The 23,562-nt window shown below is 71.5% G+C and carries 20 protein-coding genes; 7 read left to right on the top strand and 13 right to left on the bottom strand.

What is annotated here, in order from left to right; translation table 11 throughout:
- Window positions 1–46 precede the first annotated feature (46 nt).
- The 5 genes from mdo to mftA all read right to left on the bottom strand — a co-directional run bounded on the left by mdo (window position 47) and on the right by mftA (window position 4,684).
- Entirely contained in the window at window positions 47–1,339 is a 1,293-nt protein-coding gene (mdo, locus tag NAMU_RS03860) for an NDMA-dependent methanol dehydrogenase (protein ID WP_015746107.1), read from the bottom strand.
- 349 nt (window positions 1,340–1,688) lie between these two features.
- The gene (mftD, locus tag NAMU_RS03855; RefSeq protein ID WP_015746106.1) at window positions 1,689–2,870 is read right to left on the bottom strand and encodes a pre-mycofactocin synthase MftD; all 1,182 of its coding nucleotides are present in this window, start codon (window positions 2,868–2,870) and stop codon (window positions 1,689–1,691) included.
- Window positions 2,871–2,925: 55 nt separating this feature from the next.
- Complete coding sequence (mftC, locus tag NAMU_RS03850; RefSeq protein ID WP_015746105.1) at window positions 2,926–4,143, bottom strand: mycofactocin radical SAM maturase; 1,218 nt, start codon at window positions 4,141–4,143, stop codon at window positions 2,926–2,928.
- On the bottom strand, window positions 4,140–4,454 hold the full coding sequence (gene mftB / locus NAMU_RS03845; RefSeq protein ID WP_015746104.1) for a mycofactocin biosynthesis chaperone MftB: 315 nt from the start codon (window positions 4,452–4,454) through the stop codon (window positions 4,140–4,142). The genes mftC and mftB overlap by 4 nt, the downstream gene beginning before the upstream one ends.
- A gap of 104 nt (window positions 4,455–4,558) precedes the next feature.
- Complete coding sequence (gene mftA, locus NAMU_RS03840; protein WP_015746103.1) at window positions 4,559–4,684, bottom strand: mycofactocin precursor MftA; 126 nt, start codon at window positions 4,682–4,684, stop codon at window positions 4,559–4,561.
- Between the two features lie 115 nt (window positions 4,685–4,799).
- Between mftA and mftR the strand changes: the two genes are divergently transcribed.
- From mftR to NAMU_RS03805, 7 genes are all read left to right on the top strand, one after another.
- Entirely contained in the window at window positions 4,800–5,438 is a 639-nt protein-coding gene (gene mftR, locus NAMU_RS03835; RefSeq protein WP_015746102.1) for a mycofactocin system transcriptional regulator, read from the top strand.
- A complete protein-coding gene (locus tag NAMU_RS03830; RefSeq protein ID WP_015746101.1) occupies window positions 5,435–6,253 on the top strand; it encodes an SDR family oxidoreductase in 819 nt (272 codons plus the stop codon). The genes mftR and NAMU_RS03830 overlap by 4 nt, the downstream gene beginning before the upstream one ends.
- A complete protein-coding gene (gene mftF, locus NAMU_RS03825; RefSeq protein WP_015746100.1) occupies window positions 6,250–7,767 on the top strand; it encodes a mycofactocin biosynthesis glycosyltransferase MftF in 1,518 nt (505 codons plus the stop codon). The genes NAMU_RS03830 and mftF overlap by 4 nt, the downstream gene beginning before the upstream one ends.
- A complete protein-coding gene (mftE, locus tag NAMU_RS03820) occupies window positions 7,764–8,462 on the top strand; it encodes a mycofactocin biosynthesis peptidyl-dipeptidase MftE (RefSeq protein ID WP_015746099.1) in 699 nt (232 codons plus the stop codon). Before mftF ends, mftE begins: the two co-directional genes overlap by 4 nt.
- A 305-nt stretch (window positions 8,463–8,767) precedes the next feature.
- Complete coding sequence (locus NAMU_RS03815; protein ID WP_015746097.1) at window positions 8,768–9,988, top strand: iron-containing alcohol dehydrogenase; 1,221 nt, start codon at window positions 8,768–8,770, stop codon at window positions 9,986–9,988.
- 14 nt (window positions 9,989–10,002) lie between these two features.
- Window positions 10,003–11,328 carry a GAF domain-containing sensor histidine kinase gene (locus NAMU_RS03810; protein ID WP_041369766.1) on the top strand — a complete coding sequence of 442 codons (1,326 nt, stop codon included), beginning with the start codon at window positions 10,003–10,005 and terminating at the stop codon, window positions 11,326–11,328.
- Window positions 11,325–11,993, top strand: a complete 669-nt coding sequence (locus NAMU_RS03805; RefSeq protein WP_015746095.1) for a MadR family response regulator transcription factor — start codon at window positions 11,325–11,327, stop codon at window positions 11,991–11,993. Before NAMU_RS03810 ends, NAMU_RS03805 begins: the two co-directional genes overlap by 4 nt.
- 93 nt (window positions 11,994–12,086) lie before the next feature.
- Here NAMU_RS03805 and mftM read toward each other — a convergent pair whose 3' ends face one another.
- The 8 genes from mftM to NAMU_RS27005 all read right to left on the bottom strand — a co-directional run bounded on the left by mftM (window position 12,087) and on the right by NAMU_RS27005 (window position 23,560).
- Entirely contained in the window at window positions 12,087–12,992 is a 906-nt protein-coding gene (gene mftM / locus NAMU_RS03800; RefSeq protein ID WP_015746094.1) for a mycofactocin oligosaccharide methyltransferase MftM, read from the bottom strand.
- A gap of 247 nt (window positions 12,993–13,239) precedes the next feature.
- Complete coding sequence (locus NAMU_RS03795) at window positions 13,240–15,165, bottom strand: MDR family MFS transporter (RefSeq protein WP_015746093.1); 1,926 nt, start codon at window positions 15,163–15,165, stop codon at window positions 13,240–13,242.
- Window positions 15,165–15,701 carry a MarR family winged helix-turn-helix transcriptional regulator gene (locus NAMU_RS03790; protein WP_015746092.1) on the bottom strand — a complete coding sequence of 179 codons (537 nt, stop codon included), beginning with the start codon at window positions 15,699–15,701 and terminating at the stop codon, window positions 15,165–15,167. The genes NAMU_RS03795 and NAMU_RS03790 overlap by 1 nt, the downstream gene beginning before the upstream one ends.
- Window positions 15,702–15,866: 165 nt before the next feature.
- Window positions 15,867–18,002, bottom strand: a complete 2,136-nt coding sequence (locus tag NAMU_RS31355; RefSeq protein ID WP_015746091.1) for a YhgE/Pip family protein — start codon at window positions 18,000–18,002, stop codon at window positions 15,867–15,869.
- Window positions 17,999–18,787, bottom strand: coding sequence for an ATP-binding cassette domain-containing protein (locus NAMU_RS03780; RefSeq protein WP_015746090.1), 789 nt, complete (start codon window positions 18,785–18,787; stop codon window positions 17,999–18,001). Before NAMU_RS03780 ends, NAMU_RS31355 begins: the two co-directional genes overlap by 4 nt.
- A 79-nt stretch (window positions 18,788–18,866) precedes the next feature.
- Window positions 18,867–19,961: an IS110 family RNA-guided transposase gene (locus tag NAMU_RS03775; RefSeq protein WP_052307793.1), complete on the bottom strand. Its 1,095-nt coding sequence runs from the start codon at window positions 19,959–19,961 to the stop codon at window positions 18,867–18,869.
- A 234-nt stretch (window positions 19,962–20,195) separates the two neighbouring features.
- Window positions 20,196–22,352 (bottom strand): YhgE/Pip family protein, encoded by a 2,157-nt coding sequence (locus NAMU_RS03770; protein WP_015746088.1) that lies wholly within the window; start codon window positions 22,350–22,352, stop codon window positions 20,196–20,198.
- Entirely contained in the window at window positions 22,349–23,560 is a 1,212-nt protein-coding gene (locus NAMU_RS27005; protein WP_015746087.1) for an ATP-binding cassette domain-containing protein, read from the bottom strand. The genes NAMU_RS03770 and NAMU_RS27005 overlap by 4 nt, the downstream gene beginning before the upstream one ends.
- Window positions 23,561–23,562: the final 2 nt, after the last annotated feature.

The following is a 23,562-nucleotide window of genomic DNA, read 5'->3' as shown; positions in this document are numbered from 1 at the left end:
GGGCCACGCCGGCACGCTGATGGGTGGTGCGGGCGAGAACGTCGCGTTAGCTGAGCAGATCGTCCAGGTCGCCGTTCATGCAGTGCTCGACGACCGGGCGCACGGTGTCGAAGGTGCACTCCTTGGCGTTGCCCGGGGTGCAGGCATCGCCCAGGATGTGGTTGGTGATCCGGTCGACATCGGCCTTGTCGCCCTTGATGACCGGGGCCTTCTTGTAGTACTCGGTCGGACCCTGGCCCAGCCGGTTCTTGGAGTACGAGTCCTGCTTGACGTCGACGAACTTCTCCGGGATGCCGACGTCGCGCAGCAGCCGGATGCCGGCGGCCAGCGCGGCCTCGGCGGCCTGCACGTCGGTCATGCCGTGGGTGTCCACGCCCATCGCCTGGGCGATATCGGCGAACCGCTTGTAGTGGGTGGGCATGTTGAACGCCCACACCCGGGGCAGGGCGATCGCGTTGTTGAGCCCGTGATGGGTGTCGTAGAACGCGCTGATCGCGTGCGAGGTGGAGTGGATGATTCCCAGGCCGCCGGAGTTGAAGGCCTGCGCGGCGATGTACTGCGCGTACATCATGCCTTCGCGGCCGGCCAGATCGGTCGGGTTCCAGGTGGCCTGACGCAGGTTCTCCGCGGTCAGTTTGATCGCCCGGATCGCGTTGCCCAGCGACGGCTCGAAGTTCAGCCGGGACACGTACGGCTCGCTGGCGTGGGCCAGCACGTCGAAGCCGCACTGCGCGGTGTAGTCGATCGGGCAGGTGTAGTACAGGGTCGGGTCGTCGATGGCCAGGGTGGCCACCGCGGCGTCGTCGAAGGCGACGTACTTGTGCGGGTTGTTCGGGTCGGTCGTGGTGTCGGTGATGACGTAGGCCCAGGACGTCTCCGAGCCGGTACCGGCGGTGGTGGAGATGGCGATGTGCGGGGGGTTCCGCGGGTTCTCGGACTTGTTGAAGCCCTCGAAGTCGTTGACGTTGCGGCCGTCGTGCGCGACCGAGATCCGGGCGCCCTTGCAGGCGTCGTGGCTGGACCCGCCGCCGATGGAGATGAAGCTGTCGCAGTCGTTCTCCTGGTACAGGGCGACCGAGTCCATGACGTTGTAGTCCTTGGGGTTGGACTCCACCTGGTCGTAGAGCACCGCCTCGATGCCGTGCCACTTGAGCGAACCCATCAACTGCTCGACCAGACCGGAACCACGCAGCCCGGAGGTCATCACCAGCGGCTTGCGAAAGCCCAGCTTGATCGCCTCGGGTCCGACCATCTCGAACGCACCCGGCCCGAGCATGGCCCGGGGGAACGGGTGAAACTCCTTGATGGGGAACGGCTTGAGCAGTTCTTCGACCTTCATGGTCACTCCTCTTTCACGCAGGCGACATCGCCTGGCGGACACCGGATTGGATGGCCTCGAAGCCCGCAGCCGGCGCTTGCGAAGACAGCACTGACGCTACGACCGGGTTCCGGCCGGCGGAAGGCCTGACCGGTGAAACCGTCCGATCGGACGTGATACCTGGCCAAATGGACAGGTGCGGGCTGGTCGGCGGGTGAGGCGGCCGGCGCCGCACGGACTCTCATCGGAGCATATGGTCCGACGTGGGCGACACCAGTGCCACTCGGCACCCCAGCGGGGCCGCCAAACGCAGGCAAAGGCCAGGAGGCATGAAGCCTCCTGGCCTTGCGTGCCGCGGCGGGGCGGTCGGTCAGACCTCGACCGCGCCCAGGGTCCGTTCGAAGCCCGGCGGGATGACCAGATCGGCCGGCGAGAGATCGTGAATCGTCGAATGTCCCAGGCCCAGCACGGCGGAATCGATTCCCCCGCGCAGGATGTCCAGGACGTTTTCCACTCCGGCCTGACCGTTGGCGCCCAGCCCCCACAGGTAGGCCCGGCCGATCATCACCGCCCGCGCGCCCAGGGCGACCGCCTTGACGACGTCGCTGCCCCGGCGAATCCCGCCGTCGAGCACGATCTCGACCCGATCGCCGACCGCGTCCACGATCGCCGGCAGCGCCCGGATCGAGGCCGGAGTGCTGTCCAGGTTGTTGCCACCATGATTGGACACCGAGATCGCGCTGACACCGGCCGCGACCGCGTTGCGGGCGTCGTCGACCCGGCAGATGCCCTTGAGCATCAGCGGACCGCCCCACAGTTCGACCAGCCAGGCCACGTCGTCCCAGGTGGGCGGCGGGGTCTGCATCCACTCGTAATAGACGCCGAAGAAGGTGGGAGCGCTCTGCCCCGGGTCGGTCAGGTTCGGCACGGTCAGGTCGGGGATCGTCAGCGTCTTGCCGAACGACCACAGCCACCGCGGGTGGGTGATCGCCTCCGGCGCGTAGTCCCACATCGCTTTCAGGTTGACCTTTTCCGGGATCTTCGGGCTGCCCCAGTCCCGGCCCATGGAGAACGACCAGTCCAGGGTCAGGATCAGGCCCTTGGCCCCGGCCGCCCGGGCCCGCTCGACCCGCTGCCGGATCTGGTCCCGGCTGCCGGACCAGTAGACCTGGAAGAACGTCTGCGGGTTGGCCGCGATGACCTCCTCGATGGGTTTGCTGGCGTACGAGCTCAGCCCCATCGCAGTACCCCGGGCGGCGGCCGCTCGGGCCACCGCCACCTCACCGTCCGGGTCGACCGCCTGGACGCCGGTCGGCGAGATGATCACCGGCAGTGAGATCTCCTGGCCCATCACGGTGGTGGCCAGATCCCGCTTGGCCGAGAGTCCGGCCACGTGCGGGGCGAAGCCCAGCTCACCGAACGCGGCCTGGTTGTCGGCCACGGTCAGGCCCTTCTCCGAGCCTGCGACCAGCGCCAGATACACCGACTTGGGGAGGCGTTTCTTGGCGCGCCGTTGCGCTTCGGCAACGGTTTCGAACCACTTGTTACCCACAGCGAGGCCTTTCTTCCAGCGGACGGAATCGGAGCAGTGCTGGCCGCGGGGTCGGCTATCCGCCGACGGCGGCCCGGTCCCGCGCCGGCGCCAGACCCGCGAGCGGGTTCTCGTCGCAACTGCGGGAGGGACGGGTCTTGAGGGTGAGCATCACCGGGCCATTGCGCAGCGCCTTGCTGTGCGAATGGTCCTCCGAGGGTTTGGGCGAGCGTCCGGGTTCGATCTTGGACAGTGCGATCTCACCGAACCCCTTGACGCACTCGGGGTCCGGGCCGTCCAGCGGCAGCCCGGTGAAGAACTTGGCGGCCATGCACCCACCCCGGCAGGCGTCGAAGGCCGAGCAGGACGCGCAGGCGCCGCCGCTCTGTGGCTTGCGCAGTTCGGTGAACAGCTCCGACTCGCGCCACACCCCGGCGAAACCCCCGGGCGAGCGGACGTTTCCGGCCAGGAAGGACTCGTGGATGGCGAACGGGCAGGCATAGACGTCGCCGACCGGGTCGATCAGGCAGACGACGCGGCCGGCCCCGCACAGGTTCAGGCCGGGCAGCGCCTCGCCGTAGGCGGCCAGGTGGAAGAAGGAGTCCCCGGTCAGCACGTTCTCCCCGTTGGCCACCAGCCAGTTGTAGAGCTCGCGCTGTTGGGCGGCGGTGGGATGCAGCTCGTCCCACACGTCGGCGCCCCGCCCGGACGGGCGCAGCCGGGTCAGCCGCAACTGGGCCCGGTAGCGATCGGCGATGGCCTTGAACGCGTCCAGCTGGTCCAGGTTCTGCCGGGTGCAGACAACCGAGATCTTGAAGCCGACCATGCCGGCGGCGGCCAGGTTCTCCATCGCGCGGATGGCGGTGTCGAACGAACCCCGGCCCCGCACATAGTCGTTCACCTCGGCGGTCGCCCCGTCCAGGGAGATCTGCACGTCCACGTAGTCGCTGGCGGCCAGCCGCTGCGCCGCCTGCTGGTCGATCTTGATCCCGTTGGTGGAGAACTTGACGCCGACCTTGTGGGCGGTGGCGTAGTCGACCAGCTCCCAGAAGTCCGGCCGCACCGTCGGTTCGCCGCCGCCGATGTTGACGTAGAAGACCTGCATCCGCTCCAGCTCGTCGATCACGGCCTTGCACTCGGCGGTGCTCAGCTCGCGCGGATCGCGCCGCCCGGAGCTGGACAGGCAATGGGCGCAGGCCAGATTGCAGGCGTAGGTCAGCTCCCAGGTCAGGCAGATCGGCGACTGCAGGCCCAGGGCGAAGTGCTCGACCAGCGGCAGGACGGCAGTGGTCATGACGCGCGCTCCCTGATGGTGTCGGTCGTGGCCAGAGTGGCCAGCGCCCGTTCGAACATGGTCAACCGAACCGGATCGGTGATGCCGGCCGCGCGCAGGGCGGCGGCGGCCGTCGGGTGGTCGGCCAACGAGCGGACCACGCGCACCAGGTCCGGGTCCTTGAGGAAGGACAGCCGCCTGGTCTTGAACGAATAGAGCAGGGCCCCGAACGGCTCCGGCCGGACCTCGACCGCCGGGTGGAGTTCATAGGGCAGTTCCGGCACGAAGGGAACCGGCGCCCCGGTCGGCGCCCCCATCGAGACAGCACTCATCGTCGAACCTCGCTTCTCGGGAATGCACCGACACGACCAACGGGGCCGCGAAGGGCCGGACCGGCATCGACCGGCCCCGGCCCGTCACGGCCGACCGGGCCGGCCTAGTAGACCCCGCACATTCCGTCGATGGACACGTCCTCGACCAGCAGGTCGCTGGTCACCAGCGGGGCCTCCGGCGCACTCTCCGCGCTCGTCGAAACCTTCTCGTCGACAATGACTTCCGGCATGACCAACCTCCATGGTCCGATACTGCGGGGGATGACAACGGCAGTGCTCCGTGCCACAATCGACGGTATTGGCACCCAGTGCCACTGTCAACTGTCCGAAGGTATAGGTGACGGCGTGGTTCACCGATCGGCTCCGGCCCCGACCGCCGCGGTCGCCCCGGCGGGTCCCGCCGCTCCCGGCCGGCCGGCGGCGACCAGCCGCGGCGAGCTGGAGCGCATCTGCCTGGAGATCTTTTCCGAGCGGGGTTTCGAGGTGACCTCGGTCGACGAGATCGCCGCCGCCGCCGGCATCGGCCGGCGCACGTTCTTCCGGTACTTCAAGTCCAAGAACGACGCGGTGTGGGGCGAGTTCGACAGCCAGTTGGCGGCTTTCGCGCACTGGTTCGCCCACTGCCCGCCGGAGCTGACCGTGGTCCAGGCGATCCGGGCCGCCGTGATCGACTTCAATTCCTTCGACCGGCCGGCCACCGAGTCGCTGCGCACCCGGATGCGGCTGATCCTGAGTTCGCCTTCCCTGCAGGCCTATTCGACGCTACACTACGCAGCCTGGCGCGATGTGGTCGCTCGATTCGCCGCCGGTCGGCTGGGGCTGGACCCGGATGACCTGATTCCGCGAACCCTGGGCCACCTGGCCCTGGGCGCGGCGTTGTCGGCGTACGAGCAATGGTTGGCCGACGACGGCGCCGAACTGATCGAGTTGCTGCACCAGTCGCTGGCCCTGCTCGGCTCTCCCGACGGCGAGGTACCCCCATGACCACCGCACTGGACCCCGAAGACGGGGCCCGGCCGTTCGCGATCGTCACCGGCGCGGCCCGCGGCATCGGGGCGGCCACCGCCGCCCGGCTCGCCCGGGACGGGTTCGACCTGCTGCTGATCGACCGGGCGGCCGCCGACCTGCACGCGGCCGTCGAGTACCCGTTGGCCACCGCCGACGACCTGGAGCGGACCGCGCAGGCCTGCCGGTCGGCCGGCGGCCAGGTGCTCACGGCCACCGCCGATGTGCGCCACGAGGACGCGCTGGCCGGCGCCGTCCGGCAGGTGCCGGCCGGTCGGCTGCGGGCGGTGGTCGCGGTGGCCGGCATCATCGGCGCGGCCCGCCCGGCCTGGGAGTACACCCGGGCCGAGCTGGCCCTGGACCTGGACACCAACTTCTACGGCGTGGCCAACCTGGCCCGGGCGGCGGTGCCGCTGCTGCTGACCGCCCCCAAGGGCACCGGCCGGTTCGTCGCCGTCGTCTCGGTCGCCGGTCAGGTCGGGCTGCCCCGGCTGGCCGCCTACGTCGCGTCCAAACACGCAGCTCTGGGCTACCTCCGCTCCCTGGCCGCCGACCTGGGCGAGTTCGGGGTGACCGCCAACGCGATCCTGCCGGGCAGCACCCGGACCACCCTGCTGGAACGCAGCGCGCAGATCTACGGACTCACCGACATCGAGCAGTTCGGCCCGTCCCAACGACTGGGCCGGCTGATCGAACCGGCGGACGTGGCCGCGGCCGTCAGTTGGCTGTGCGGACCGGACGCCGGCGCGGTCACCGGGACCGAGCTGCGGGTCGACGCCGGGTTCGTCGGATGAGCCGGCCGAGCGGGGCGGCGGGGCGGGCGGTGGCCCAACGGTGGCGGCTCGGGCCGGGCACCAGCTGGCTGGATCGCACCACGCTGGCCGGCGGCGCGCCGTACCGGGTGATCACGATGACCGACCGCGGCGCCGACATCGTCCGGGAGCTGCTCGACGGACGCCCGCGACCCCCCGAGCCGGCGGCCGTCGAGGAACTGGTGCGCCGGCTGCGCACCGCCGGGCTGCTCGTCGCCCCCGCCCCGGCGGCCGCCGGCCACGACGGCGTCACCGTCGTCATTCCGGCCCGGTCGGCGGCCGGTCCGGTGCGCGAGCTCCTGGCCACCCTGCCGGCCGATCTGCCGGTCATCCTGGTCGACGACGGCTCCCCCGATCCGCTCGCTGGACTGGCCGACGAACGCCCCGGCCTGCAGGTGCTGCGGCACGAACGGTTCCGCGGCCCGGCCGCCGCCCGCAACGCCGGTGCCGCCCTGGCCCGCACCCCCTGGATCGCGTTCCTGGACGCCGACACCATCCCCGACCGGCAATGGATCGGCGCGCTCAAGGCGCACCTGACCCAGACCGCCGACACCGGTGGCGCGGCCGGCGATCCCGGCCCCCGGGTGCTGCTGGCCGCGCCGCAGATCGTCCCGCTGCCCGGCACCGGGTCCGGCGGCTGGTTCGAAGAACGCGTCTGCGCGCTGGATCTCGGTGCCGACCCCAGCGATGTCGGTCCCGGCCGGGCGGTGTCGTACGTGCCCAGCGCGGCGATGCTGGTCGACGCCGAGGCGTTCCGCCGGGCCGGCGGCTTCAACGAGGCCATGCATGTCGGTGAGGACGTCGACCTGGTCTGGCGGCTGCTCGAGCAGGGCGCCGTGCGGTACTACCCGACCGTGCACGTCGCCCACCGGCCGCGCGGCACCCTGACCGCCGCGCTGAACCGGCGCCGGCTCTACGGCACCGGCGCCGCCGACCTGGCCGCCAAGCATCCCGGCGCGCTGCAGCACCTGGACGTGTCGATCTGGTCCTTGGGCCCGTGGCTGCTGGCCGTGTTGGCGCAACCGGCCCTGGGCGTCGCGGCGGCCGCCGTCACCGCCGTCATCGCGCCCTGGGGCATGCCCGAGCTGTCTCCCGCGCACGCCCGCAAGCTCGCCGCCCTGGGACACCTGCGGGCCGGGGCCGCCCTGGGCCGCTGGCTGATCCGTCCGATGCTGCCGGTCACCCTGCTGGTCGGCCTGCTGCGACCGCGGGTGGGCCGGCGGTTGGCCGTCGCGGCCGCAGCCGGGCTGGCCTATCAGGTGGCCAAGGACGTCCGGGCGGGCGCCGGCCGCACCGGCCCGGCCCAGCGGGACCCGGGCCGCATCGGCCTGGTGCGGCTGGCCGCCGAGACCCTCGTCGCGCACGCGCTGGACGATGCCGCCTACAGCCTGGGCGTCTGGCAGGGGGTGCTGCGCCACCGCAATCCGGAGCCGGTGCTGCCCCGGGTGCGCGATCTGCCGCGGTGGCGGCGCCGGCGGACCGTCGGCTCGTCATGAACGGCCTGGAACCGCTGGCCGCGGCCACCTGGCCCGAGGTCGACCGCTCACCCCGACGTGTATTGCTGCTGCCGCTGGGCTCCACCGAACAGCACGGACCGCACCTGCCGCTCTCGACCGACACGGTCATCGCCACCCGGCTGGCCCAGTGGGCCCACGCCCGGCGACCCGAGGTCGGCCTGGCCCCGGTGATGCCCTACGGCGCCAGCGGCGAGCACGCGCACTTCCCCGGCACCCTGTCCATCGGCACCGAGGCACTGGCCACCGTGCTGATCGAGTTCGTCCGGCACGCCGCCGGCAGCTGGCGGCACGTGCTGGTGGTCAACGGCCACGGCGGCAACGCCGATGCGCTGCGCCGGGCGGTCGAGGTGAGCAGGTACGAGGGCCGCTCGCTGCACGTGCACCACGCGGCCAGCGCCGGACCGCGGGCCGACCCGCACGCCGGCGATCGCGAGACCAGCCTGATGCTGCACCTGGACCCCGACCGGGTGCGGATGGACCGGGCGGTGCCGGGCCAGACCGCGCCGATCGCCGAGCTGATGCCCCGGATCAGCACCGATGGCATCCGCGCGGTCAGCCCCACCGGCGTCCTGGGCGAACCCACCGGCGCCGACGCGGAGGAGGGCCGGCGGGTCTTCGCCGAGATGGGCGGCCGGCTGCTGGCGACCATCGCGCGGCTGCTGGCCCCGGACTGACCTGCCCGAATGGGTAGGTCGACCCTGTCCGTCCAGCGGTTCGCACCCGCCGCCGGGGCCCGTAGCGTGCAGGCAGCCGGCAGGTGGTCGGCCGGGTGGGCGAGCGGTGGGCCGGGCGGGAGCACGATGAACCGATCGACCGGAGAACGACCGGGGACGGCCGCGGGGACGTACGATTCGACCGGCCGACGGGAGACGATGTTCCGGCCGATCGGCCCCGACCGAGCCGCCACCGACATCGACATCGACATCGACATCGACATCGATGCAGCGCCATGACAACGGCTGGTCGGACGGAGGTGGGCATGGTCGCCATCGGGCACAAGGAAGTGATCCGGACGCATACGCACGCTGCAGGCGCCACCCCGCCCCGCCCGTCGCCGGTGGTCAAGTTCCACGCCCCTGAGGTCGTCTTCGGCCTCGGCGCGCTGGCCGAGGCCGGCTTCGCCGCGGCCCGGCTCGGCGCCCGGCGCCCGTTCGTGGTCACCGACGACGGTGTGCACGACGCCGGCTGGGTGCACCAGCTGCTGGTCCACCTGCGCGGCGCCGGGCTGGACCCGGTGGTCTGGCGCGGCATCACCCCCAATCCCAAGGACGTCGAGATCACCCAGGGGTACGAGCAGTACCGGGAGTCCGGGTGCGACGTTCTCATCGGCATCGGTGGCGGGTCGGCGATGGACGCGGCCAAGGGCATCGCCATCCTGTCCGGCAACGGCGGCTCGATCCTGGACTACGCGGGTGTCGACCAGGTCACCCGGCCCATCCCGCCGCTGCTCATGATCCCCACGACATCCGGTACCGGCGCTGATGTCTCGCAGTTCTGCATCGTCACCGACACCGAGAGCGCGGTGAAGATCACCATCATGGGCCGGGCCCTGGTGCCCGACATCTCGATCACCGATCCACGGTTGCTCACCACCATGCCCGAATGGCTGGCCGCGGCCACCGGTCTGGACGCGCTCACCCACGGCATCGAGTCGTTCGTCTCGCTGGCCCACAACCCGCTCGCCGACGGGCACGCGCTGTCCGCGGTCCGGCTGGTCAGCCACTACCTGCCGGCCACCATCCAGCGCCCCGAGGATCTCGGGGCCCGTACCCAGATGGCGCAGGCCAGCCTGGAGGCCGGGCTGGCCTTCACCAACGCCATCCTCGGCGCCACCCACGCCATGAGCCACCAGGTGGGCGGGCTGCTCGACCTGCCGCACGGGGTGATCAACGGAATCCTGCTCCCGCACGTCATCGGGTACAACGCGCAGACGATCCCCGACCGCTTCCGCGACCTGGCCCTGGCCGTCGGGCTGCCGGTGGCCGGCGCACCGCCCGAGGAGGTCGCCGGCCTGCTCTCGGCCTACGTGCGGCGGTTGGGCGACGAGGTCGGGGTGCCGCGCGGGCTGCGCGACATCGGCGTCAGCGACGAGGACATCCCCCGGCTGGCCCAGTCCACCCTGCAGGATGCGTGCCTGTCCACCAATCCCCGGAGCGCCGACGCCGTCGACATCGAGGGCCTGCTCCGGGCCGCGATGTGACGGCGGCCGCCGGCATGAACGACCATTCTCGCGGCGAGCCACCGGATCTGGCCCTGCTCACCGGGGTCCGGTCCGGAAAGCGTTCGTACTACCGGGAGTTCATCCGCACCGACGAGGGGCCCCGCTCGCTGCTCGAGGAGGTGGCCCGGACCGCCGGCGACCACCTGTCCGCGCCCTGGGTGGTGCTGGCCCTGTGCGACGGCAGCCTGACCCGAGCCCGCCCCCGGTTCGTCGCCGTCGACGGAACCGGTCGGGCGATCGAGGACGCGGACCTGCTCGAGGTGGTCCGGGCGGAACTGCAGGCCATCAGATCCGGTTCGGTCGAACCGACCGAACCGGACACCTCGTTGATCCGGGTGCGGATGACGCTGGAGGGTCAACTGGTCGGCGGCCTGGTCGCCATTCACGACCTGCCCGCCCCACCGGAACCCGGTGACCTGTCGGTGTTGCGGGTGCTGGCCAACCAGGCGGCGGTGGCCCTGCACACCTCCGAGCAGTACCAGGCCGGGCTGGAGCTGCACCAGCGGGCCCGGCGGCTCTACGACGAGGCGACCGAGCAGAACCGCAATCTGACGTTGCGCACCAACGAGTTGCGGGCCACCGAGCAGCGGCTGGTGGCCGCGCGGCAACGCGAACTGCTGGACGCCGAACGGCACCGGATCGCCCGCGAACTGCACGACAGCGTGAGCCAGTTCGTGCTCAGCGCCGGCATGGCGGTGGAGATGGCCCGCGGCGACGCGGCCGACCTGGGCCCGGCCGGGGCCGACCTGGCCAAGCAACTCGACCGCGCGAAACACCTGACCCAGGAAGCGATCCAGCAGTTGCGGGACGCGATCTACGCGCTGCACCACGCGGCCAGCGGCGAGTCCCCGGCGACGCTGCCGGAGCTGATCTCGGAGCTGGCCGGGCACTACCGGCCGCGGCTGCAGGTCCAGGTGCGGGTCGAGGGCGGGGCTACCCCGATCGATCCCCGGGCCGACCACGAGCTGGTCCGGATCGCCGGCGAGGCACTGTTCAACGTGGCCACCCACACGCAGGCGCAGCGCGCGGTGATCCGGCTGCGCTACCGCCCCGACCTGCTGGTGCTCAGCATCGCCGACGACGGCACGGGTGATCCGGTCACGCTGAGCCGGCTGCTGCGCATCGAACGGGCCGCGATGACCGACGGCCGGCACCGGGGCCTGGCCAACATGGCCGTCCGGGCCGAGAAGGTCGGCGGCAGCATCGCTTTCCGCCGGGCCCGGCTCGGCGGCGTGCGCATCGAGGTCCGGATCCCGCTGCCGGTGCGCTTCGCGGCGGATTTCACCGACATCCACCCGACCGATCTGGAGCCGTCGTGACCGACCCGCGCACCGCCGACCCGGCGGCCCCGATCAAGATCGTGCTGATCGACGATCACGCGATCGTCCGGCACGGCCTGCGCTCCATCCTGGAACGCGAGCCCGACCTGCGAGTGGTCGGCGAGGCGGCGACGATCGAGGCGGCCAAGGCCGTCGTCGGGCAGGCCCGGCCGCAGATCGTCGTGCTCGACCTCAAGCTCTCCTCCGGCTCGGACACCGAGGGCCTGGACCTGTGCGCGGCCCTGGTCGCCGAGCATCCCGACCTGGGTGTGCTGGTGCTGACCACCTTCATCGACGATCACCTGGTCCTGGCGGCCATCCACAACGGCGCCCGCGGCTACGTGGTCAAGGACGTCGACACCTCGGCGCTGATCCGGGCGATCCGCGACATCAGCCGCGGCGGCAGCGCTTTCGATGCGCGCAGCGCCGCCGCCATGGTCCGTGGGCTGCACGCCGGACCGGTCGACGCGGACAAGAAGCTGACCTCGCGCGAGCAGGAGGTGCTCGAGCTGCTCTCCCGGGGCATGTCGAACGTGCAGATCGGCAAGAAGCTGTTCATCTCCGACACCACCGTCAAATTTCACGTCGGCAACATCCTGCGCAAGCTGGGCGTCTCCCGCCGGGCCGAGGCCGTGCACCTGGCCGGCAAGATGGGCCTGATCTGACCGCCACCCCCGGGTTCGCTGATCAAAGCCGCGCCGGATCGGGCGACACCCCGGCCCCGGCGCGGCTTTGATCAGCGAAGCGAACCGGGGGCCTCAGCCGCGGTCGAGGATGAGCCAGCCGCCCAGATGCTCGTGCACGGACCAGGTCCAGCCGGGGCAGGCGCTCCCCCAGGCCCGCAGGTCGGACTCGTCCAGGGTGCGCAGGTGGCCGAACGCCGGAGTCGGCTCGTCCTCGTAGGGCACGGCGATCACCACCCGCCGGGCCGCCACCCGCAGCGCCTCGTCGATCGCCCGGCGGCAGTGGTCCGGGTCCAGGTGCTCGAGCAGGTGCACCATCAGCACCACGTCCACGCTGCGATCCGGGCGCGGGAGGCGCGCCGCATCGGCGACCAGGGTGCCCAGCGGTACGCCGAGCCGGTCGGCGACCACCCGCAGCAGCCTGACGGTGCCGGCCGACAGGTCCGAGGCGATCACCGACCGGCCGGCCGCGCGGGCCAGCCGCAGCGACAGGAACCCGAAGCAGCAACCGATCTCCAGCACCGAGGCGTCGGCGGGCACCAGCGCGTCGGCGTGCCGGTGGATCGAGGCGAAGTCGGCCAACGCATCCCCCGCACCCGCCGCGTCGTAGCGACGAAGGCTATTGCCGTAGAACAGCATCCAGGCCTCGATCGGATCGGCGGCCGAGGTGAGCACCACCCCGGTGAAGATCCGCTCGAACATCTCGCTGCCGGACAGCCAGCCCGGGCCGAACAGCTCGTCGTTGATCACGGTGGTCAGCGCGTCGTCGATCTGCGCCGGCGGGATCCGGTGCCGCACGACCAGTTCCCAGTCGTGGCGCCACAACTCGAAGTGCGGGGTGCGCACGACGCGGGTGTCGGAGACCGGGATGGCACCGTCGGCGGCCAGCACGCACACCAGCTCGTCCCGGTAGCACCCGTTCTCGGCCCGGCGCAGCGGGTCGATCGGCGCGGCCGACGTCGCAGCCCCCGCGGTGTTCATCGCGCTCCACCCTTCCGCCCGGCCGGCGAAGTCGACCGGACCTCACCCAGTGACGAGCTAACCGGCTGCACGGCCCCGCGAACAGGCGGGCTCGCACAAACCGTCACCCCGGCGTGCCCGCCCCCTCATCGCGGGCAGGGCCGGGCCTGCCCGACCGGCCAGGTATCCGCCCCCGGCGCCCGGCCGGGACGCACGACAAGGGCCCCGCCAGAGAATCTGGCGGGGCCCCGAGTCGCACGCGGGATGCTCAGGCGCGATGCCGACCGGCGCCCGGACTGACCGTGTCGCCGGCGATCTCCCACGCCGGGACCAGGTCCTCGTCGGCCGCACTGTGCCGGCCACCCTGATGCCGCCCGCCACCCGATGACGACGGGGAGGTCGACTCGGTGGTCGGCCGGGTGGTCGCCGCGGTGCTGGCGTCGCCGGCGTCGACCGCGCTGAAGGCACCCTCGAACGAGAGCGCCTCGGCGTCCTTGGCCTCGGCCGCCTGCTCGGCCAGCCGCTCGTCGATCGCCGACTGCGTGCGCAGCGGCAGCTCCTTCATGGTCAACACCAGGACGAAGGCAACGGCCATGATGATGCCGCCGATGATGTAGACCAACTGGGTGGAGGCGACGTAGCCCTCCTGGAACGGCCGGGCGATGTTGGCGTCCAGCGTGCTCAGGAACGACGAGTCGCTGTTGAACGCATCGGTCACCGACGCCGCGGCGGCCGGGTTGGTCTGCGCCTGGACCAGGGCCAGCGCGGTGGCGTGGCCCGGGCTGTTCGGATCCTGGGCCGCGGTCTGCACCGCCGACAGGAACGCCGGGTTACCGGCCGCCGACTGGAACGCCCCCTGGATCTTGTCAGGCAGCGAGTTGAACAGCAGCGACAGGAACACCGCAACACCCAGGGTGCCGCCCAGCTGCCGGAAGAAGGTCGCGGACGAGGTGGCCACGCCCATGTCCTTGGCCGGCACCGTGTTCTGCACGGCGATCAGCAGGGTCTGCATGCACAGGCCCAGCCCCAGGCCGATCATCACGAAGTACAGGTCCAGCAGCGGGTAGCCGGTGTCCACGTCCACGGTCAGCATCAGGAAGAACGACGCGGTCAGCAGGGCGGTGCCCATCACCGGGAAGATCTTGTACCGACCGGTGCGCATGGTCAGCTGGCCGGAGAGCACCGAGCCGCCCATGATGCCGACCATCATCGGGATCAACAGCAGGCCCGACTCGGTCGGGGTCGCCCCCTTCACCAGCTGCAGGTACAGCGGCAGGGTGGACAGGGCACCGAACATGCCCAGACCGATGAGCACGTTCGCGCCCAGGCCGGTGGAGAAGACCCGGCTGCGGAACAGGCGCATCGGGATCAGCGCCTCGTCCTTCATCTTGATCTCGATGGCGATGAAGGCGGCGATACCGACGATGCCCAGCAGGATCAGGCCCAGCACCGAACCGGACATCCAGCCCCACTCGCGGCCCTGCTCGGCCACGATCAGCAGCGGGACCAACCCGACCATGAGCGCGGTCGCACCCCACCAGTCGACCCGGTGGTCGTGCCGCATGTGCGGGATGTGCAGGGTGATGCTGACGATGACCAGGGCCAGGATGCCGATCGGCACGTTGACCAGGAAGACCCAGCGCCAGCCGGCGATGCCCAGGATCGTCTCGGCGCCGGCGAAGAACCCGCCGACCAGCGGTCCGACGACCGAAGACATGCCGAACACGGCCAGGAAGTAGCCCTGGTACTTGGCCCGCTCACGCGGCGGGGCGATGTCGGCCAGGATGGCCAGGGCCATCGAGAACAGACCACCGGCACCGATGCCCTGGATGGCCCGGAAGGCGGCCAGCTCGTACATCGAGGTGGAGAACGTGCACAGCAGCGAGCCGAAGATGAAGATGCTGATGGCGGTCAGGAACATCGGCCGGCGGCCGTAGATGTCCGAGAGCTTGCCGTACAGCGGGGTGGTCACCGTGGAGGTGATCAGGTACGCGGTGGTCACCCAGGCCTGGGCGGACAGCCCGTGCAGATCGTCGGCGATGACCCGGATCGAGGTGCTCACGATCGTCTGGTCCAGGGCGGCCAGCAGCATGCCGGCCATCAGGCCGAACAGGATGAAGCGAATCTGTTTGTGGGTCAGCCCAGAGGGCGAGGCGGTCGGGGCCGCCTGAATTTCCCCGGTTGCGGTTGCCATTACTGGCCTTTCTGCGGATGAGCGGTGAGTGTCGCGATGACGTCGTCGCGGTGGGCGTCGATGCTCGTGACGTACTTGCGGAGCAGGCGCAGGAAGTCGGCGCGCTCGTGCGCCGTCCAGTCCTGGATCAGGGGGGCCATGGCCGCCGCGCGGCGCTGCCGGTACTCCTGCACCCGTTCCCGCCCGAGAGCGGTCGGCACCAGCAGGCAGGCCCGGCCGTCGTCCGGGTCGGCCTCGCGGACCACCAGCCCGGCCTTGACCAGTGCGGCGACCTGACGGGAGACCGTGGACGGGTCGGCGCCGACCAGGTCGGCCAGCGCGCTGGCCCGCTGCGGGCCCGCGTGGACGAGTTTGGCCAGCAGCAGCAAGGGCGAGTGGTCGGCCTCGGGGCCGACCGCCAACCGGGCCTTGATGCCGTGCAACTGACGCATCAGGTCGACGACGGCACCGGCGATGTCGGCCGATTCGGCCAGCAGCGCGTCGGGGCCGGTCGGGGTCGGGTCGGTGGCCGGAGCGGCGACAAGCGTGTCTGTCATGGGCGGGGCTTTCGGGATTCGACCGGCGTCACGAGGGGCGACCGGTGCTTGCGTGTTCAACACATCTAGTTGTACGTAGCAAGCATCTACCTCCGCCGGTCATTTGGCAAGCGAAGGACTGAATCGCTTCAGGTGGTCTGCGCCACAACCTCGCGCGGCGGACCCTCAGCCCAGCAGCGGGTGCAGATCCCGGGGTCGGAAGGTGCGCCGGCGGTGCACCACCCACACGCAGGCGCCGACCGCGACCAGGGCGAAGCCGGCCAGCACGGCGACGTCCCGCCACAGGTGATCGGTCGGGCCGCCGGTGAAGGTGATCCGCAGGGCGTCGATCAGGTAGGTCATCGGGATGAAGGCGTGGATGGCCCGCAGCGGCGCCGGCAGCGTCTCCACCGGGTACAGGCCGCCGGCGCTGGTGAGCTGGACCATCAGCAGCACCAGGGTGATGGCCGAGCCGACCACGCCCAGCCAGGTCCGCAGCAGGTGGGCGATCGCGGTGAAGCAGGCCGCGGCCAGCAGCACCACCCCGATCGAGCCGGCTACGTTGACCGGGTCCAGCCCGAGCCCGACCTGGGCAACGAGCAGCAGCAGCATCGAGCCGACCGCGGCCATGCCGACCACCGGCAGCCAGCCGGCGATGGCGATCCGGGGCGAGGACGCCCGGCCGGCCAGGGCCCGGGCCGAGATGGGCCGCATCACCAGGAACACCGAGATGCCGAACACCCAGATGGCGATGGCGAAGAAGAACGGGGCCAGCCCGCGGCCGTAGACGTTGGCCGGGTTGGCCACGTTGACCTGCACGTCGGCCGGCGAGGACAGCACCTGCTCGGCGTTGTCCCGCTGGTCCTGGGCGAACACCGGGATCTTGTCCGCCCCGGCGGTCAGCTCCGAGGCGAGTTGGTTGGCCCCCTGATCCAGCTGGGTCAGCCCGGTGACCAGATCGGCCGAACCGGTCTGGGCGGTGCCCAGACCCTGGTCGAGCTGGGTCGCCCCGGTCTGCAGGTCGCCGATCCCGCTGTCCAGCTTGCTCGCGCCGGCCTGCAGCTGCCCGATGCCGGTGTCCAGGTCGGTGGCCCCGGTCAGTGCCTGCCCGATGCCGGTGTTCAGCTGGGCGGCGCCGGCGGCGACCTGGGCCGAACCGGAGGCCAGGTTGGTCAGATCGGTGCTGGCCTGGGTCAGGTCGGCGGCCGCGTTCTGGTTGAGCTGGCCGAGGGTGGAGTCGATGCCGGCGGCGGCCTGCTGGGCGTTGCCGGCGGCCGTGTTCAGGGCGGTGCCGGCGTTGGTCACGGCGGTCTGCAGGGCCGCCTTCTCCGGACTGGCCGGGAGCGCGTCGACCGCCGCCTGGATCTGCGCCTGCTGGGTGGTGACGCCGGTGGCGAAGGCGTCGATCCGGGCCTTGGCGTCGGCGTTGGCCTGCTGGACCGCCGGCAGGGCCGCGTTCACCTGGTCCAGCACCGGGACCACCGTCGAGGCGAGCTTGGCATTGCCGTCGGCGACCTGCTGGGCGCCCGGCACCAACTGGCTGGACCCCTGCTGCAGTTGGGTCAGCCCGGTGACCAGCTTGGCCGAGCCGTCCTTGGCCGTGCCCAAGCCGGTGACCAGTTGCGACGAGCCGGACTTGGCGTCGTTCAGCCCGCCGACCAGCTTGGTCGAGCCGTCCTTGAGCTGGGTGATGCCGCCGGCCAGGTCGGTGGCGCCGGACAGCGCGGAGTCGGCCCCGGAGGCGAGCTGGGCGGCCCCGTTGGCGGCGTCGGTGACGTTCTGTTTGAGGGTGTCCAGGTTGGTGAAGACGGCGTCGAAGTACGAGCTGATCGCGGCCCGGTTGATCGCCGCCTCCAGCCGTTGCTGCACGGTCGAGGTCATCAACCCGATGACGTACCCGTTGACGTCGTCGCGGTTCATCACGACGATCGCCCGCTCCGGATCGTCGGTCGCGCCGCTGACCAGGTTCGCCGAGAAGTCGGCCGGGATGGTGATGGTCAGGTAGTAGGTGCCATCGGCCAGGCCGTCGGCGGCGGTGCCGGCATCGACGAACTGCCAGTCGAAGATCGGGTCGTTCTGCAGTTCGGCGACCAGCCGGTTGCCCGCGTCCACGCTCTGCCCGTCCGGCCCGGTGACCGGCACGTCCTGGTTCACCACGGCGACCGGGACCTGGTCGAGCCGGCCGTAGGGGTCCCAGTTCGACCACAGGTACAGGGCCCCGTAGAGCGAGGGGACCAGCAACAGGAACAGCAGCGCGATGATCGGCAGCGGACCCTTGAACCGGCGCAGTTCGAAGCCGGCGAGCTTGATCGTCTTGATCATCGGGCTGACCCATTTCCACTGGCGGGATCGAAGGACCACGGCGTGCGGCCGGCGGGCAGAGCGAGGTCGACGACGACGTCGGCGCCCGGCACCGCCGAGGAGTCGGTGGCGGCGACCACCAGCGCCGGCCCGAGGTCGGCGACCCGGCGCAGAGCCTGGGCCAGCGCCCCCCGGCCGGCCACCGCGATGTCCCGGTCCAGGTCGTCCAGCACGATCACCGCACTGGTCCGGACGAAGGCCAGGGCGACGGCCAGCAGCGCCGCCCGCTCCCCCGTCACGCCTTCGACCGGCTCGGTCGGGTCCGGGGTGAATTGCATCGCGGCACACGCCTGGTCGAACCGGGTGTGCCCCTCGGCGGCGGGCACGTCGTCGATCAGGCACCGCTCGTCGATCGACTCGTGCACGGTCAGGGCCGGCTCCGGGCCGATCACGCCGCCCGCGCGGGCGACGCTGGTCAGCCCGCGGACGGCGGCCGCGTCGGCGGCCAGGTCATGGCCGAGCACCGACAGCAGGCCCTCCGTGGGGGCCATCCGGCCGGCCAGGGTCAGCAGCAGGCTGGACCGCCCGGAACCGGCCGGACCGACGACGGCGGCCAGCGCGCCGGCCGGCACCGTGAGCGACACCTCCCGGAAGACCCAGCCGGCCCCGCCCATCAGGCCCAGCCCGGTGGCCACCAGGGCCGGCGTGGGCGGCGGGGCGGCGGCCTCGTCCGGGGCCGGCGGTTCCGACTGCGTGCTGCCCTCGGGGCCGGGTCGGGCCGCGGCCGGGAGCTGATCGTCCGTCACCGGGACAACCTTTCCCGATCGGCCAGCCCCCCGCGAACGCGGACCCGCCCGACTCGGGGCCGGGATGCTCCTATGGTTGTCAAGCTGCTTTGGCGGGTCGTTTTTCTGCGGACGCGGACGTAAGCGCGAGGAAGACTTCTCGGGCGACATATCGCTTGAGGCAGCGGATGATCTCGGGCTTGGTCAGCCCCTGGGCGGTGCGTCGGGCGATGTAGTTCTTGGTTCGATCATCGGTGCCCATGCGGGTGATGACGATGCGCCAGAGTGCGCTATTGGCGGCTCGGTCTCCGCCGCGGTTGAGCCGGTGCCGGGTCGTCCTGCCCGACGAAGCAGGCAAGGGCGCCACGCCGCACAGCATCGCGAAGGCGGCCTCGTTGGTGAGGCGGTCGGCATTCTCGCCGGCCGTGACGAGCATCTGCCCGGCCACGTCGGGACCGATGCCTTTGAGTGCGAGCAGCCCGGGGTTGATCTGGGCCACGAGCGGACCGAGCAGCTCGTCGAGATCGGCGATCTCGACGCTGAGCGCCCGGTGGCGCCGAGCAAGAGAGCGCAGCGCGATCTTGGTGGCCGTGCCCGGATCGCCGGCACCGGCACGGTCCGGCCGCTGGTCGGCGCAGACCTTGATCAGTTCTCGGTCGGGCAACGCCCGCAGCTGGGCGCGCAGCGATTCCGGTGCGGTGACGATCAGCGCCTTGATCTGTCGCTGCACGTCAGCGCGTTGCCCGACGGCCGAACGGCGCGCCACCCGCAATGCCCGCAGCGCCTCGACACGACCGTCTCGATGCTTGGGCAGCCCGGTGCGCACCCGGGCCAACGCGGCCCGGGCCGGAGCCTCGGCATCGACGGGATCGGATTTGCCCTGCCACCGGCGGGCCTTGCGGTCGGGCCGGTCGACCTCGACCATGGCCACGCCCTGGGCGGCCAGCAATCGGGCCAGGCCGGCCCCGTAGACACCGGTGCCCTCGACACCGACCAGCAGCAGCGTCCCGAACCCGCGCAGCCACCGTAGCAACGCCCGGTAGCCGGCGGCGTCGGTGGGGAACTGGGCCGACCCCAACACCCGCCCCGCGGTGTCCACCGCTGCCGCGGTGTGGGTGTCCTTATGGGTGTCCACACCGCCGACCACCTCGACCGCCGATGAGTCTGCTTGTCGCTCCGCTTGTACTGCTGTCATCGTTGACCTGCCGTCCTGTCGCTGAACCGGGAAGGGCGGCACGCGCCGGTCGGGCGGGCGGACAAGACAGTGACGGGGCCTCTGGCCAGGCTCCTATAAGGTCACGACGCCCGTCCGGCAGGTGCCGAGATCGCCGCCGAACCCCGGCCGACACATCCCGTTCAGGACACCACGGTCAGTCAGGGCACGAGTCAAGCCGAAGCTCGACGGCGATCCACCCCTACATCCTCACTGTCAGGACAGGATCGGCTGCAGGTCGGTCAGCCGGAACGTGCGCCGGCGGTGCACCACCAGCACGGTCAGTCCCACCGCGACCACGGTGATCCCGGCGAGCACGCCCAGGTCAATCCACAGTCGTTGGTAGAGCCCGCCGGTGAAGGTGATCCGCAGCGCGTCGATGAGGTAGGTCATCGGCATGGCCTTCTCGATCACCTGGAACGGGGTGGGTGTGGTCGGCATCGGATACAGCCCGCCGGACGCGGTGAACTGCACCATCAGCAGCACCAGCGCGATCGCCGTGCCGATCTTGCCCAACCAGGTCCGCAGCAGGTGGGTGAGCGCGGTGAAGCAGGCGACGCCGAGCGCGATCACCCCCACCGCGGCGCCGGCGTTGACCGGGTCCAGATGCAGGCCCAACCAGACGATGCCGAACAGCAGCAGCGAGCCGACGATGCCCACCGCCAGCGGTGGCAGCCACCCGGCCACCGCGATCCGCAGCGACGACGCGCGGGCCAGCAGCGCACCCGCGGCGATCGGCCGCAGCAGCAGGAACACCGCCAGCGCGAACACCCAGATGGCGAAGCTGAACGCGGTCGGCGCCATGCCCCGCCCGTAGACGACCGCCGGATTGTCGACCAGCACGGTCATGTCGGCCGGCGAGGACAGCACCTGCTCGGTCTGGGCCTGCTCGCCCGGGGCCAGCGTCGGGATGCGATCGGCGGCGTCGCTCAGGCCGGTGGCCAGTTCGGAGGCCGCGCCGTTGATCCCGGTCATCGTGCTGACCAGGGTGGACGAGCTGGTCTCGGCGACGGTCAGGCTGTCGTCGGTGCTCTGCGCGGCCAGCTGGGCGGCGCCGATCGAGGAGTCCAGATCGGTGGCCGACGCGGCGATGCCGTTGACCGCGCTGTCCACCCCGGAGGCGGCGTTGGCGGCCGTCGAGACGCTGTCGAGCAGGCCGGACAGGCCGGTGGAGACGGTGGCCGTGGTGGTCGCCAGGTTGGTCAGCTCACTGCCGGCCCCGGACAGGCCGTACGCGGCGTTGGTGACGGTGGTGGCCGACGAGTTCACCGACACCGCCTGGGCCGAGGCCTGGGCGGCCGACTGGTTGAGCAGCCCGGTGTTGGTGCCCAGGTCGGCCATGGCCGCATCCAGGCTGGACCAGTTGACGCCCGGGTTCTGCGATTTGAGGGTGGCGATCACGCTGTTGACCGAGGCCACGTCCTGCGTCTGCTGGGCCGCCAGCGAGGACGTGTCCTGAGTGGCTGCCTCGACGTTGGCGGCCGACTGACCCAGCGCCGGGGCGGCCGCATCGATCGCGCTGATGGAGGGACCCACGCTGCCGGCCAGCGAGCTGGCGCTGGAGGACGCGCTGTCGGCCGAGGAGGACAGGGTGGAGGCCGCGCTGGTGGCGCTGCCCAACGCGGTGACCGCCGACGCCGAACTGGCCTTGGCGTCGCCGGACGAGGTGACCAGCGCCGACGAGGAGGACTTGGCCGTGGCCAGGTCGCCGACCACCGTGGTCGAGCTCTGCTTGGCCGCGGTGACGGCGTTGGCCGTATCGGTGGCGCTGGTCAGCGCGGTGCCGGTGTCGGCGGCCAGCTTGCCGGCCGACCCCGCGGCGGCCCGAACGCCATCGCGGATGGTGTCCAGATTGGCGAAGACCGACTCGAGATAGGCACCCAGCGCGGCCCGGTCGATCGCCGCCTCCAGCTGCGGCTGGGCCGAGGCGACCAGCAACTGGGTCAGGTACCCGTTGGCGTCGTTGAGCCGCAGGTTGACGTTGGCCCGCTCCGGGGTGGCCCCGGATCCGCTGACCAGGTTGGCCGAGAAGTCCGGCGGGATCTCCACGATCATGTAGTAGGTGCCGTCGGCCAGGCCCTGCTCGGCCTGGTCCTGCCCGACGAACTGCCAGGCGAAGATCGGGTCGGAGCCCAGTTCGCTGACCAACCGGTCGCCCGCGCTGATCGTGGCGTTCTCCACCTGGGCCGGCTCGTCGAGGTTGACCACGGCGACCGGAACCTGATCGCGGCGGCCGTACGGATCCCAGTTCGACCACAGGTACAGCCCGGCGTAAACCGTCGGGATGAGCAGCACGAACAGCAGACCGATCACCGGCCAGGGGCCCTTGAACCGGCGGAATTCGTAGCCGGCGAGCTTGACGGTCTTGATCATCGCTGGTCCTGTCTCGGCTCGTCGGACGGCGGGGCCGGTGGGTCCGACTCGTCGGCCGGATCCTCCGGGTAGTCCGGCTGCGGCGGCAGCATGGTCGTGGGCGTCTCGTCGGGCGGCGGCTGGTCCGGCTCCGCCGTCTTGGTCGGCGCCGCCGCGGCGGCCGGCCCGAGCTGGCCGATGACCGGTCCCGGCAGCGGCGCGGGCAGCGGCGCGTTGCGGTCGAACTGCCACATCGCCGCACCTGTGGACGGGGTCAGATCGAGCACGACGTCGGCCTCCATGACCGGGATCCGGTCGGTGGTGGTGACCACCACGGTCGGGCCCGTCATGGCCAGCCGGATCAGGGCGTCCAGGATCAGCTGCTGGGTCGCGCCGGAGACGCCGCGATCGACATCGTCGAGCATGATCACCGCGCTCACCCGCACACATGCCGCGGCGACGGCGAACAGCGTGGCCTGATCGCCGAACAGCGAGCCGACCTGCGTCGACGGGTTCAACGACAGCTGCAGAGCGTCGCAGGCGGCGGCGAACCGGGTGCGCCCCTCGGGCAACCCGACATCCTCGAGCAGGCACCGCTCGGCGACGTATTCACGGATGGTCAGCGCGGGCTCGGGGTGGGCGACGGACCCGACCCGGGCGATCGCGGTCAGCTGCCGGACCGCGGACGGCTTGTCCCGGTAACGGTGCCCGGCCACGGTCAGTGAGCCCGCGGTGGGCTGCAACCGGCCGGCCAGGGCGAGCAGCAGGCTGGACCGGCCGGTGCCCGACGGCCCGACGATGGCGGCGACCGAGGTCGCACGCAGGGTCAGGTCGATGTTCTGGAACACCCAGCCCGACTTGCCCAGCAGCCCCAGCCCGCTGGCCTCAAGCACCGGCCCCGGCGGGGGCGGCGGGGCCGCCGGCGGCAGGGTCGGGCCGGGCAGCGCCGGGTGGGCAGCGCCCGGGCCGGGACCGGGAACCGGGCCGTAACCGACCGGTGCGGCCGGCCCGATGTCCCGCATCGGCCCGGAGGGCACGCCGGCCGGAGCCGCGGAGCCGTGCGGGCCGGTGGCGGCGGGCACGTCGGCGAACCCGCCGGTATCCGGTCCCTGGGGCCGGGGATCGGAGGGGTCGACGCCCGGCCGGTCGACGGCCGACCAGGCGTGCGTCTGCTCCCCTCGCATCAGCGTCGTGTCCTGGACCTCACGCTCGTCGTCCTCGCCCGCCATCG

The sequence above is a fragment of the Nakamurella multipartita DSM 44233 genome, assembly GCF_000024365.1.
GTDB classification, from domain to species: Bacteria; Actinomycetota; Actinomycetes; order Mycobacteriales; family Nakamurellaceae; genus Nakamurella; species Nakamurella multipartita.
The sequence above is the reverse complement of the archived record's forward strand: the minus strand, read 5'-3'. Positions and strand labels throughout refer to the sequence as shown.

What these genes read in the sequence shown, in the direction of transcription:
- NAMU_RS03790 (WP_015746092.1), bottom strand. Translation starts at nt 15,701, where the DNA reads ATGACAGACACGCTTGTCGCCGCTCCGGCCACCGACCCGACCCCGACC.
- mftE (WP_015746099.1), top strand. Translation starts at nt 7,764, where the DNA reads ATGAACGGCCTGGAACCGCTGGCCGCGGCCACCTGGCCCGAGGTCGAC.
- mftC (WP_015746105.1), bottom strand. Translation starts at nt 4,143, where the DNA reads ATGACCACTGCCGTCCTGCCGCTGGTCGAGCACTTCGCCCTGGGCCTG.
- mftB (WP_015746104.1), bottom strand. Translation starts at nt 4,454, where the DNA reads ATGAGTGCTGTCTCGATGGGGGCGCCGACCGGGGCGCCGGTTCCCTTC.
- NAMU_RS27005 (WP_015746087.1), bottom strand. Translation starts at nt 23,560, where the DNA reads ATGGCGGGCGAGGACGACGAGCGTGAGGTCCAGGACACGACGCTGATG.
- mftA (WP_015746103.1), bottom strand. Translation starts at nt 4,684, where the DNA reads ATGCCGGAAGTCATTGTCGACGAGAAGGTTTCGACGAGCGCGGAGAGT.
- NAMU_RS03770 (WP_015746088.1), bottom strand. Translation starts at nt 22,352, where the DNA reads ATGATCAAGACCGTCAAGCTCGCCGGCTACGAATTCCGCCGGTTCAAG.
- mftM (WP_015746094.1), bottom strand. Translation starts at nt 12,992, where the DNA reads ATGAACACCGCGGGGGCTGCGACGTCGGCCGCGCCGATCGACCCGCTG.
- NAMU_RS03815 (WP_015746097.1), top strand. Translation starts at nt 8,768, where the DNA reads ATGGTCGCCATCGGGCACAAGGAAGTGATCCGGACGCATACGCACGCT.
- NAMU_RS03830 (WP_015746101.1), top strand. Translation starts at nt 5,435, where the DNA reads ATGACCACCGCACTGGACCCCGAAGACGGGGCCCGGCCGTTCGCGATC.
- NAMU_RS03775 (WP_052307793.1), bottom strand. Translation starts at nt 19,961, where the DNA reads ATGACAGCAGTACAAGCGGAGCGACAAGCAGACTCATCGGCGGTCGAG.
- NAMU_RS03795 (WP_015746093.1), bottom strand. Translation starts at nt 15,165, where the DNA reads ATGGCAACCGCAACCGGGGAAATTCAGGCGGCCCCGACCGCCTCGCCC.
- mdo (WP_015746107.1), bottom strand. Translation starts at nt 1,339, where the DNA reads ATGAAGGTCGAAGAACTGCTCAAGCCGTTCCCCATCAAGGAGTTTCAC.
- NAMU_RS03810 (WP_041369766.1), top strand. Translation starts at nt 10,003, where the DNA reads ATGAACGACCATTCTCGCGGCGAGCCACCGGATCTGGCCCTGCTCACC.
- NAMU_RS31355 (WP_015746091.1), bottom strand. Translation starts at nt 18,002, where the DNA reads ATGATCAAGACGATCAAGCTCGCCGGCTTCGAACTGCGCCGGTTCAAG.
- mftF (WP_015746100.1), top strand. Translation starts at nt 6,250, where the DNA reads ATGAGCCGGCCGAGCGGGGCGGCGGGGCGGGCGGTGGCCCAACGGTGG.